The sequence below is a fragment of the Nitrospiraceae bacterium genome (assembly GCA_020632595.1).
Lineage (GTDB): Bacteria > Nitrospirota > Nitrospiria > Nitrospirales > UBA8639 > Nitrospira_E.
This window is the reverse complement of record JACKFF010000020.1, coordinates 23,275-34,787: the sequence shown is the minus strand read 5'-3', so window position 1 is coordinate 34,787 and position 11,513 is coordinate 23,275. Positions and strand designations below refer to the sequence as shown.

13 protein-coding genes are annotated in these 11,513 nt (G+C 51.0%); 7 read left to right on the top strand and 6 right to left on the bottom strand.

Annotated elements, in window-relative coordinates:
* Nucleotides 1–175: 175 nt before the first annotated feature.
* The 5 genes from H6750_20330 to H6750_20310 all read right to left on the bottom strand — a co-directional run bounded on the left by H6750_20330 (nucleotide 176) and on the right by H6750_20310 (nucleotide 4,743).
* The gene (locus tag H6750_20330) at nucleotides 176–1,150 is read right to left on the bottom strand and encodes a c-type cytochrome (protein MCB9776662.1); all 975 of its coding nucleotides are present in this window, start codon (nucleotides 1,148–1,150) and stop codon (nucleotides 176–178) included.
* 100 nt (nucleotides 1,151–1,250) lie between these two features.
* A complete protein-coding gene (locus tag H6750_20325; GenBank protein ID MCB9776661.1) occupies nucleotides 1,251–1,847 on the bottom strand; it encodes a superoxide dismutase family protein in 597 nt (198 codons plus the stop codon).
* A gap of 82 nt (nucleotides 1,848–1,929) precedes the next feature.
* Nucleotides 1,930–2,397, bottom strand: coding sequence for a cytochrome c (locus tag H6750_20320; protein MCB9776660.1), 468 nt, complete (start codon nucleotides 2,395–2,397; stop codon nucleotides 1,930–1,932).
* Between the two features lie 490 nt (nucleotides 2,398–2,887).
* Nucleotides 2,888–4,174, bottom strand: a complete 1,287-nt coding sequence (locus tag H6750_20315) for a DUF2130 domain-containing protein (protein MCB9776659.1) — start codon at nucleotides 4,172–4,174, stop codon at nucleotides 2,888–2,890.
* 80 nt (nucleotides 4,175–4,254) lie between these two features.
* Nucleotides 4,255–4,743 carry a toll/interleukin-1 receptor domain-containing protein gene (locus H6750_20310; GenBank protein ID MCB9776658.1) on the bottom strand — a complete coding sequence of 163 codons (489 nt, stop codon included), beginning with the start codon at nucleotides 4,741–4,743 and terminating at the stop codon, nucleotides 4,255–4,257.
* A 154-nt stretch (nucleotides 4,744–4,897) separates the two neighbouring features.
* On the opposite strand from H6750_20310, the gene H6750_20305 reads away from it, so the two are divergent.
* The 3 genes from H6750_20305 (at nucleotide 4,898) to H6750_20295 (ending at nucleotide 7,109) form a co-directional block, all read left to right on the top strand.
* Nucleotides 4,898–5,590 carry an SDR family NAD(P)-dependent oxidoreductase gene (locus H6750_20305; protein ID MCB9776657.1) on the top strand — a complete coding sequence of 231 codons (693 nt, stop codon included), beginning with the start codon at nucleotides 4,898–4,900 and terminating at the stop codon, nucleotides 5,588–5,590.
* A gap of 110 nt (nucleotides 5,591–5,700) precedes the next feature.
* On the top strand, nucleotides 5,701–6,285 hold the full coding sequence (locus H6750_20300; GenBank protein ID MCB9776656.1) for an FABP family protein: 585 nt from the start codon (nucleotides 5,701–5,703) through the stop codon (nucleotides 6,283–6,285).
* A gap of 395 nt (nucleotides 6,286–6,680) precedes the next feature.
* Complete coding sequence (locus H6750_20295; protein MCB9776655.1) at nucleotides 6,681–7,109, top strand: hypothetical protein; 429 nt, start codon at nucleotides 6,681–6,683, stop codon at nucleotides 7,107–7,109.
* Between the two features lie 321 nt (nucleotides 7,110–7,430).
* On the opposite strand, the gene H6750_20290 is transcribed toward H6750_20295, so the two are convergent.
* Nucleotides 7,431–7,661 carry a hypothetical protein gene (locus tag H6750_20290; protein MCB9776654.1) on the bottom strand — a complete coding sequence of 77 codons (231 nt, stop codon included), beginning with the start codon at nucleotides 7,659–7,661 and terminating at the stop codon, nucleotides 7,431–7,433.
* A gap of 334 nt (nucleotides 7,662–7,995) precedes the next feature.
* Between H6750_20290 and H6750_20285 the strand changes: the two genes are divergently transcribed.
* The 4 genes from H6750_20285 to H6750_20270 are packed head-to-tail and all read left to right on the top strand — an operon-like array spanning nucleotide 7,996 to nucleotide 11,258.
* On the top strand, nucleotides 7,996–8,493 hold the full coding sequence (locus H6750_20285) for a TraR/DksA family transcriptional regulator (GenBank protein MCB9776653.1): 498 nt from the start codon (nucleotides 7,996–7,998) through the stop codon (nucleotides 8,491–8,493).
* A 19-nt stretch (nucleotides 8,494–8,512) separates the two neighbouring features.
* A complete protein-coding gene (locus tag H6750_20280; GenBank protein ID MCB9776652.1) occupies nucleotides 8,513–9,175 on the top strand; it encodes a class I SAM-dependent methyltransferase in 663 nt (220 codons plus the stop codon).
* Nucleotides 9,176–9,201: 26 nt separating this feature from the next.
* A complete protein-coding gene (locus tag H6750_20275) occupies nucleotides 9,202–10,473 on the top strand; it encodes an NAD(P)/FAD-dependent oxidoreductase (GenBank protein MCB9776651.1) in 1,272 nt (423 codons plus the stop codon).
* Complete coding sequence (locus tag H6750_20270) at nucleotides 10,473–11,258, top strand: methyltransferase domain-containing protein (protein MCB9776650.1); 786 nt, start codon at nucleotides 10,473–10,475, stop codon at nucleotides 11,256–11,258. The genes H6750_20275 and H6750_20270 overlap by 1 nt, the downstream gene beginning before the upstream one ends.
* The last annotated feature ends 255 nt before the right edge of the window (nucleotides 11,259–11,513 follow it).

Here is an 11,513-nt window from a genome sequence, read left to right as displayed (position 1 = left end):
GCTCCTGCGGGCAAAACCATTCCGAAGAATACCCAGGTTAGAAACAACCCCCCATTGATGATTCCACGTCTGGAGAAGCGACCGAATCCAAAATTTTTCAACCTTCCCCCCCTTGCCTTGATTTACAGGTATTCCTTTATCCACCTTCCGGCTTGCCACAGGCTATTCTGCTCCCTTAGTTCATGCCACCACCCATATGACCGCCTTTCATGCCTCCACCGCCCATATGACCGCCTTTCATGCCTCCACTACCCATATGCCCATCTTCGGCATTCGGATCCTGATGCATTCTGCCTTTTCCATGTCGCATGGATTTCTTGCCATCTTTCGTGGTTTTTTCTTCCGATGAGAGAATTGCGCCGGTTTGGTGATCCACCTTTATTTCGATAAGTTTGCCGCCCTCGGTGGCAATTTCTACTTCCCAAAAAGCCTGATTCTCCTCTGCTTCAAACTCGGCTTCTAACACCGTTCCTGGCACATGGGTGTTAGCTGCGGCAATGGCCTCAGTAATCCCAATCGGGGCAGCTTTGGCTTTCGCCATCTTGTCCTGAATCCCACCATCACCGAGTCCAGTTTGTTGGTCAGCCATGGCCATGGCTCCGGATTGCTTCCCATGCCCTTCCCGGCTATTGCCGTGTTTCATCATCATCCCTTCTCCGTTGTGTCGTCCTCCACCCTCATGACCTCCGCCTCCGCCATGTGGTCCTCCGGAAAAACTTTCCTCATACTGCATCACGGTCCAAATCTCTTCATCCGAAAGCATGCCACCAAACGGAATCATCCCGGTCCCAGGCGATCCATATTTGATCACCCAAAAAATTTCCCCTTCAGACCGATGTCTCCAAAACCCATGTGACCGGAAAACACGAGGCGGGGGATTGAGAGTCGCCGCACCTGGACCATCGCCACGTCCACTCACCCCATGACAATTGGCGCACCCACCCTTCCCTTCATAAATGGATTTGCCTTTTTCGATAATGTCCGTCGAGGACGGCAACGGGCTCTGCAGCGCTTTGGCTTCAGCCAGCTTATCCGCAGGGACCCGAGGCTTCATCATCTGTTGGTGCCCATGTTCCTGTGCCAGCACCGGGGATCCACTCACCACCAGCGCTAAGATAAATCCACTCGCCCATTGAAATGCCTGTCTCATTGTTCCTCCTTGTGCCTTCTTTTCTAGGGCATTCGACACCCACACGAGGCCTATCCCAACTTCTTCATATGGACCTCCGGCCAAATCTCGCACGTTCCGCCTACGTTGAGGTTACCGGCTCAATGATTCCACAGGCATCACGAGCACCCCCGGCACATCCCGGATTGAGTTCGCTATCCTGATCGCAATAGAGATCTTCATTGGTGTGGATGATAAATGCACTTCCATCTTCATCAAACACGCTCAACCGGCCATCCGATAACGCAACCCTGGTGGTCACCGCATGCAGTTTCCCCACCCCGTTGATTACCGTGATATTGACCAAATCACCCATGTGAAAGGGATGATTGAAGTCCGGCGCGTCAGGTGTGGACTTGCCAAAGGGCCCGGGATCATGATGGCCTTTCGCAGCCCCACACGGCTGGCAACTGGCAACCTCATGAATATGGACCGCATGTTTCCCATCCTTTAACCCCTTGACCTCCATCTGGACATACAGTTTCTTGATGCCTTCTTCAGATTCAAATTCTTTGAGAGTGGCGGTTCCCGTAATGGCCGGATCCGTGCATCCTTGAATGGTCGCCTTGGCCGATTTAGATATTTCGTGGTTTCCGTAATGACTACATCCCCCAACTACCGCCAATAGTAGCGCCGCAAAGCCTACCATCTGACTTGTTCTGAATTGTTGTTCCCCCATGATGCCCCTCCTCTGTACATATGAATACGAGATGAAATCCTTTCACACGACTGCGTGTGTTCTGAGGAACATAGATGCACCATTAAGTTCCTCCGAAGGTTCGGATATAGGCGATGATCTGCCAGGCCTCCTTATCCGTAATATACTGCGGCATGTATGGCACCATGTCGGTCCCATGACTCCCATGAATCAAAACCCAGAATAGTTCCCCATCACTTCTGGCTGCCTGCCAAGCCGCATCTGCAAAATTGGTCGGCATTTTGATATCAGGAGGAAAGGTTCGACCTGCAGTCGGTGCCCCTGTCCCCTCCCAGCCATGACAAAAGGCGCACCAGCCCTTGCCTTCATAGAGTTTTTTCCCGCTCGCAATAAATTCCTCTGTAGGGGTAAAGGGATTTGTAAAGGACAGCGCCTGTTCCATGCGATCGGGAGGGACCCGCGGCTGGAGATCCCCGGCACTGCCCGCCCAAGCCGAGGCACAGACGAAAGAAACCGCGGCAACGATGATCCAGACTCTCGATTGAATCTTTTGCCTCAATATTAATTGCATTAGGACCGTCTCCTTTGCTGGTGATATAGGCCTGGCTGATCCCCGTCTCCATAAGTCACTCCAAATTGCGTGCCAGTGTAAAAGTGGTATTTACCCAAGGTTTTCTTCTTTCAAGGATGAAAGTGAGGCAATTTGCATCACTTCTTAAACAGCGGAGATGCCCAAATTTCCCCAACCCACTGTGTAGGCTGTGAGACCGCAATGGGTAGGACACTGGAACGGACCCCCTTCGGTCCATTGGTTTTTTTAGATTGTTAAAAAAGGAGAGGAATGGCGCGACAACGAACTAAATACGGTTCAGGTCCGAAGGCCACACGACAGAAAGCCCGAAACGATGGGGTCCTGCAAAGGAGAGAAATATTGGTGAATCACACGAGGATTCACAAGAATGTTGCAATCAAACTGTAAGATTTTGGCGTGGAAGTCCATACCGGTGTGATCGTCTAAATGCCAGGTGCTTTCTGATGGTAGCAGGAGAGTGAGCAGAAGTTTACAATAATCTTCCGTCGGATTCGTCCTTCGGCGCGTCTAACGCCTGAAGTTCCAGTCCTTCAATTTCCTGTAACGTCTTTCCGGCAATGCCTTGCAGGTCCCCATACATGCCCACAGTCGCCATCATCACCCGATCAATTTGCTCTTCGCGTTTAGCCCATTGCTTCATGATGACTTTCCGCTCCTTATCAAGATCATCCTTCATCGAGGAGAACCCTTCGACGATCGCTTGAACCCGTTGCCGGAAGCGCGGACCCATTAAATACTGATAGACCATTTCCATTTTAGTTTGCTGCCCTTCCGAAGCCTGCCGGGCGCCTGCCACCTCCATAAGCGTATTACGCATGGCAACGGCCAGCGGCAGGGCGACCTTGGGATGGGTGACCCAGACGCCGTCGATGAATTCGAATGCTTCTACTTCTTTGGGGAGAGCCTGGCTGACAATGATCGCGATTTCAGCTTTGGCCTGCCGCTGATCCTCACGTAACTTGATAAGCCAGCCATCACTCCAATTCTTGGTTCGCTTCGATTCCCACAAGATGGTTCCGCAGGCTTGCCCGAATGAACCGGCAACCCGGTGCAGCACATCGCCGCCATGCTCGCCTTTGGCCACCGGTGAAATCTGATCCAGGGGGAATTTGGAGATGAGCATCGCTTCGAGTTCGAGCTCCTGGACTTCGCCCTGAAGTTGTTGAGATCCCTGTTCAGCACGACGCTTGAGTTCTTCAATTTGTTTTTGCATGGACGCAATAGTCTGCTCTTTCTCCATGACTTTAAATTTGAGCCCTTCTTCGGCTTCTTTTTTGGCCTGATCCCTGGTGGCTGCGAGTCCCTCCTGGACGCGCTTTTCTATGGTGAGATCCAATTCGCGTTTGGCGTCATCCAGTTCCCGTTGCTTACGGAGCAAATCAGCTTGAACTTTTTGTGCTTCGGCAAGCTTTTCATCCTTGTGTTTAAGAATTTCTTGAATCTCACGTATTTCTTTAGATTTCTGATCGAGATCATTCGCAAGCGCCAGCCTGGCTTTTCTCGCTTCTTCCGCCACAATTTTGCTGCGTTCGAGTTTTAGCTTGTCAGCGACTTGCTCTTCGAACCTTTCCTGAGATTTGGCCAGCAGAGCTTCGCGCTCACGCAAGGCCGCATCCCGCTTGGCGGCTGCGGCATCTTTTTGAGCAAGTCGTTGCTCGAAGTCCCGCTTGGTGGCTTCGAGAAGAGGGGCCGCGAGCGACTCAGTCAGTTTGATTTCCGTTTTACACTGTGGGCAGATGATTGTAGGTTCAGGCATGGAATTTCTTTTTGCTCTTCATTGAATAATAGAAATTTCTTTCGTAGGGATAGGGCCTGGTTACTCCGCCCTCTCAAGGATTATTTGGCCACCATTTTATCCAGACGGGCTTCAACCTGCCCAAACAATTCCAACGCAAATTGATCACGATGAGAACCCGAACATTCTCCGTAGGCTTTTGGAGAGGCGAAACGGGGGCGATCCAGCCGAAAGATTTGCGTCTGGAGCAACCCTTTCAGATCATGACGTTCCAAATCGATGGGTTGCAACATGACCGGAATGACGGCTCGACCTCCACTCTTCACAAACCTGGGAAGTTCGTGATCCTGAATATATTGGGATCCGAGCAACGCAGGGCTGATCAGGACCAAACCCACGTCGCACTCTCCCAAAGCGTGCTGAATTTCTTCGTGCCATTTTTCGCCTACCAGGATATCGCTATCCCGCCAGAAGGTATAGTGATACTGCTTGGAGGGCGCAGCCTGCTCTTTAAACTTTTTCAACAATCGGGTCGCCAGATCACGATTGGCGCGGGCATAGGACACAAACACGGTAATGTTCTTTTTCATACTCGTGTAAGCAGAGGCGGCCGATCTGTCGAACCATCCTAGCCAACACATGCAACAATGTACAGATCAGAGTCTTGCCGATTGTTCCCTCTTCACTTACCACCTTTTTCATGTCAGGATTGAGGCTTCTCCCACCATCTCGGTTGGGCATTAAATGACACAGAAGATTCTTCTGATTGGCAATTCTGATGGAATCGGAGCAGCGGTGACCCGCGCCCTTATTGCCCGCGGCGAACATGTCGTCGGACTTTCAAGAAGTCCTAGTCCACTTGGTCCCGATGGCCCACGGCATATCGTACAGGATATCGCCGCTCCCGAATATCCACAGGTTCTCGAAACCCTTCTTGCGGACGAAGGGCCTTTTGATGCCTGCATATTTTGCGCGGCCATTGGCTCAAGACTGACGCTTCCTGACCTCTCACAGGAAGCCCGGGTCATTGACGTGAATTTCACGTCGATGGTTCGGACCCTGGCTGCCCTCGCCCCAGGCTGGCTTGAGCGAGAACAGGGGCACTTCATCGGCCTATCAAGTCTCGCCGATGATTTTTACAACGCCGACTCCCCTTCCTATACGGCATCGAAGGCCGGCATTAGTAATTATTTAGTCTCCATGGGGTTCAAACTCCGATCACATGGGGTGTACGTGAGTAATATCCGCTTTGGCTATGTGGATACGAAGCTGCCCAAGGCGTCCTGGAAGCCCCTGATGTTGACCGCCGATCAAGCCGCAGGTCATGTCCTACGCTGCCTGAGAACAAAACCCAGACAACTGAGCGTCCCCAAGTTCGCAGGCCTCGCCATTCACGGTATCCGTTGGATGCAGTCAATTCGAATATGGTGGCCTTAAACACGGTTTAAACCATTGGCAGGATTTGATACAGTCGTTCACCTCAGATCACCAGTCACTTCGCCTTTGGGCCCTCTTTGTTCACACTTTCCTGAAAGGAGCTTTTCCTGATGACCGGAACACACCATTCCGACTTCACTTCTGCGGAAATCATTCGCCACTTGGGCCCACTCACTTCTCTGGCCGGAACCTGGGAAGGCGATTCGGGTGTCGACATCGCACCGGCCAAAGAGGGCAGCCACGAAACTCATTATCGGGAACGATTGCAGTTTGACCCAATCGGACCTGTCGTTAATGGCTCGCAAGTGCTCTATGGTCTGCGTTACTCGACTGTGGCCTGGCCCTTGATTCAGGAACAGCCGTTTCACGAAGAAGTCGGATATTGGTTGTGGGATGCGGCCAGTCAACAGGTCATGCGGTGTTTTATGGTTCCTCGAGGTGTCCTGGTGAATGCAGGCGGGACTTCGGAGCCTGACGCAAAAGAATTTCACATGGCCGCTGAGGCGGGGAACGGGGTATATGGAATTCTCTCCAATCCCTATCTGGATGAGGCTTCGAAAACAGTGCGATATGAATTATCCGTCACCATTCATGAAACATGGAAGTTCAGCTATAAGGAAAATACGCAGTTACAGATTGCGGGACGCCCTGAGGTCCTGCACCACACTGATCAAAACACCCTGACACGTTTATAAATCTCTCCACCCGTATGATTGTGAACAAATGACATTTCCGCCGCTTCTCAAGAGAGACATACCTTGAGACCGGAATGACGTCGTGTAATTTCAACGCTTGCTCCCCCGACCCATTCCCATCAATCTTTTCCACACTACCAGAAGGTCTTTCCTCAGGACGTGTGAGGGGACCAAGACTTATCCTTTGGACATAATCCGGGTTCTTCTAAAAAAATTATCCCTACGGTCCGGACCCATTCGTTCATTACCATTCAAATAATTCATCGTCTCTTCTAAATATTTCAGAGAATGGCCTGCTCTGGACTGCCTCTCCACCAAATCCCAAGAGAAGGAAGAAGGGCGTGAATAGGCAGTATTTTTAATTAATTTACCGTGCTCAAAGAAGGAGTCTCTCAATGAAACAATATGGAATTACAGCCATGCTTCTTTTACTCAGTAGCGCATTCGCCACATATGTGATGGCTCAAGACAAAGTGGCAACCAATGATTTCTGTCAACAACATGCCGATCTGTGGGACAGTGAAGGGAGAATTACCCTAGAAGGGCATAAGATGTTATATCTTCAGCAACCCACCTGGTGGTTTGATTCAAAAAGTCAAAAATGGAGAGAGTGGCCCTCACAAAAACCAGAGTGGTCTCTCGACGAACATCAGAATTTGAACACTGATGGACCGGACTGGTGGTTTGATTCTCAAAATAACGTATGGAAAGAATGGCCAAACAATCACCAGGAAACATTAGAATGCCACAAAAGAATCTACTTAAGTGGCCCCCAATGGTGGTTTGATTCACAAAGTAAGGAATGGAAACGATGGCCAAAATAACGCGTGAATGCTGACCATCGAGTTGCTCAAGACTTTTCATCTCCTCTATCTGGGAAGCCCGAATTGGTAATGGCTCATACCATTGCTCACTTCGGGCAGTCTACCCAAAAGAAATAGCCAATAATACACGCCTTAATCTGAGGTCCAATGATGGTGCATACCCATGCCCTGTACTCCAGGAATCGCCATCTGATCAAAACTCCATTCTTCTCACTTCCAAAATTCCCCCACCCGCCGCAATCCTGTTGTAAACCCCGGAGGCGCCTTCAGATGATGGCGTTGAACCAACACATTTCCCCTGCAAATGCGCGCGTAGAATTTTCATAGTTGCATAAGGGTCTCGACATGTTGCAGCCACGCTTTGACCGCAGGAAGCTTCTGAAGTTTTTCCCGATGCAACAAGGCTTCCATGGCACCGCAATCCGTAGGTCCGCAAATGAAAATATCATTGGCCTGAAGGACAGCGATCGCATATTCAAGAGAGGCGGTGCTTCCCCCGATGGCCGCGCCATAGGTCAGAATTAAATTCCCCGCATTTCGAATAATACACAAATCCCCCGGTTGGGTTTGGGTGAACGATCCGTGAATCTGAGCAGGTCACAAATACGACTCTTGGCTTTTAATGGGCGGACATCCCCGAAAAGAGCTCTTTCTTTTTTAAAAATACCTCTTCCTGAAATCTGATCATACCTTGCAATAATTCTTCTCTTTCCTCTCTTTGCGATAAGATTGCTCTTAATTCCTTTTGTCGACCATTGGCCTTTCCCGGTCTGGCTGGGGTACATTGATTTGACCATGGACCAAACCAAGACTATTCCTGGCTTGTCCCCGGGCACCCATGTTTTACGACAAGATACACGTAGTCCCCTTTGATTATTTTGCCCTCATGACACAGCCAACTCCTGAGTCCGACCATTTTCGAGCAACGCTCCTAACCCTCCAGAGAGATCTGTTGGCCTTATCCTCCACCGGGCAGGAATCAGCCCAACCAGTGGAACTGGACCAGACCACGGTCGGACGCGTCTCACGAATGGATGCCCTCCAACAACAAGCGATGGCTCAATCCGCGCAACAACGTCGACTCATTCAATTGCAGCGGATCGAATCCGCCCTCCAACGCCTTGAAAACGGCAAATTCGGCTGGTGTGTGAGGTGTGGGCAAGAAATTTCCAGAAAACGATTAGATGTGGATCCCACCGCCCCCCTCTGTATCGCCTGGGCTGATGGAAGAAGCCAATACGTGTCACATGCCCTATTCACAGACCCGTCTCCCACCGGAATATACAAACTCACCTGGAGACCTGTCATGAAGAAATCACATACTAAGACAGTTGTCCAAACCTGGTGGACCATTTTCCCTCATCACACTCCTTATTCATCCTGAATTCCCACGCGGGGGACCCATCGCCATTTCTCATTGTTGCCCACTCTGTCTCAAACCGGAATCCACATTCGTGGGAAACGACGGAATCCGGCCATACTTCTCCTGCGGACACTGTCGACTCATTTTCGTTCCACCCGCCTATTACATATCGCCTGAACAGGAAAAGGTCCATTACGACCACCATGAGAACCATTTGGAAGATCCAGGCTATCGAAAGTTTTTAAACCAATTAGCCGAACCACTCCACAGTCGGCTGAGACCTCATAGTTCCGGATTGGATTTTGGGGCTGGTCCCGGTCCGACCCTCTCACTCATGCTTCAAGAATACGGACATACTCTGTCGATTTACGACCCCTTTTATGCGTACAATCCTGCTCTCCTGGAACAGACCTATGATTTCATCACAGCCACGGAAGTGGCCGAGCATCTTCACCATCCCGGGCTGGAATTGGACCGGTTATGGGCTCGTCTGAAGATTGATGGCATATTGGGAATCATGACCCAACTGGCGCCACCTAATCGACCGTTTCTCGCTTGGTATTACCTCAAAGACCCCACGCATGTCTGCTTTTTTTCACACGAAACCTGGACATGGCTCCGCTCACGATGGGGAGCGGAAATTATCTATTTGCACAAGAATGTCGTCTTGTTTCGTAAACCGTCTGACTCCCAACTCCGATAAATTCTCACTCGCTCCAGATATTGCCTATGCCTTCCGACACCGACATCGCTATCATCGGCGCAGGAGCCGCAGGGCTGGCAGCCGCCATTTTCGCCGGGGAGACGAACCCGAATCTCTCTATTGTCCTTCTGGACGGTGCCAAAACCATCGGGGCTAAGATCCTGGTATCCGGAGGTGGACGCTGCAATGTCACCAATCAACGTGTCACCGCGTCCGACTTCTACGGGAACCGAAAGCTGATTGAACGGATCCTTCGACGCTTCGACGAACAAGCCACCGTTCGATGGTTTAGTTCTTTGAGTGTCCCGTTACGGACTGAAGCCACCGGTAAATTGTTTCCCATAAGCAACAAAGCCCGAACCGTGCTCGATGGGCTTCTCAGGCGGTGCGAGGAACTGGGCATTGCTCTTTTGACGCACCACCTCGTTCAAGATTTGACCAGGACAGGAGGGGAGTTTTTGATCCAACATTCCCAGGGAACACTTCGGGCCAAACGAGTTATTCTCGCGACCGGTGGCCGGTCTCTCCCCAAAACCGGATCCGATGGATCCGGTTGGGGGTTGGCCCAACAGTTGGGGCATACCGTCACCGCCACCTATCCTGCCTTGGTTCCTTTGATTCTTGAGCCTGCGTTTTTCCATGCCACCCTTTCCGGCATTTCTCATGACGTCACGCTCACCACTACCATTGCGGGAAAAACCTTCGATCGCCGCACCGGCAGCTTGTTGTGGACACATTTCGGCATTAGTGGGCCGGTGGTCTTGGATGCCAGCCGGGTTTGGGTTCGCGCAGCCGCGCAAGGAGAAACTGTCCGCCTTCATCTCAACTGCTTCCCTCACCTCTCCAACCAGGATGTGGAGAAATGGCTCATGCAGGCTGCCACCCTCCCCGGGCGAAAACTTGTTTCCACACTGTTAGCCGAACGGTTACCCACGCGTGTGGCTAGCACGCTGGTTAGCATCCAAGAACCTGGGCTTTCTGACACTCCGGTTAACCTCTTGTCCAAAGAGGCTCGCCGGAATCTGGTCCGAACACTCACCCATCTTGATCTTCCCGTCATCGGATCACGCGGATGGAACTTTGCCGAAGTCACGGCCGGAGGTGTCCCTCTGGAAGAAATATCTGTCCATTCCATGGGCTCTCGGTATGTGCCGGGGCTCTATGTGATTGGGGAAATGTTGGACTGCGATGGCCGCATCGGCGGGTTTAACTTTCAATGGGCCTGGGCGACAGGGTATCTAGCCGGATGCCAGGCGGCCTTGGATATCATGAAACAACCGGCAGCAGAGGAAGGGTGATGAATCAGTATATTTTCGACAACAAATCTGAAGAGCGGGAATTTCAACGACTACAATTGGTTGAAGCCGCGAACGATCCCACGACCATCAGACTGTTGGAAGAAATAGGAATCCAACCAGGGTGGCATTGTCTGGAGGTGGGCGCAGGGGCAGGATCCATTTTGCGTTGGATGGGAAATCAGGTAGGACCGACAGGACTGGCAGTGGGTGTCGACAAGAAAATCGCGTATCTTCACAAGGTTGGTTCTCCTCCTGTTCAGATTTACCAAGGCTCCTTTCTTGATGTCCCCTTGGAACAATCCTTTGATCTCCTTCATAGCCGGTATGTTTTGATTCATAATCAAGAGGAGAGGACCATACTGGAAAAAATGTATGCTCTCCTCAAGCCAGGAGGCTGGGCACTCTTGGAAGAACCGGACTTCACCTCGGCAACATTGCCAGAACCAGAGCCAAAGACCCCGCAAGGAAGGGTGAACCGAGCCATGTGCCAGATGTTCATCAATCTCGGATTAGATCCGGCCTATGCCCTGCGGCTTCCGCACAAACTGCAAGAAGCAGGATTCCATATCGTCAGGGCTCAATCCCATATGCATCTCTGTCCTGGAAATTCGCCAATGGCTACCGTGATGGCGGAATCGGCTCTGGTACTCGAACAGGAATATGTAAAAACCGGCTTATGTTCACCCAAAGACATTCAAGTATATGTCAGACTTTCACAGGACTCTACCCATTGGGCGTTGTACCATTCCACCACCTCCGTGATCGCTCGGAAGCCCATCATCTGACCCCACACGACGCACCCATTCACACACGTGCAATGTCTACGATGGGTGCGCGGTGAATCCTCCGTAGACCACTTCATTGACTATCTCTTCTCTTAGCCATAAATACTCCAATCATCCTTTCCATTTTTCCTATTAATTTTCAGGACTATTTTCCAAGAGAGGACCATATTTCCTTATCAGCCCTTCAAGGCACACTGGTTGCCAGGAACTGATGACTATGAATGCTTTGTAACATCCACAAGGATTCATCTGTTT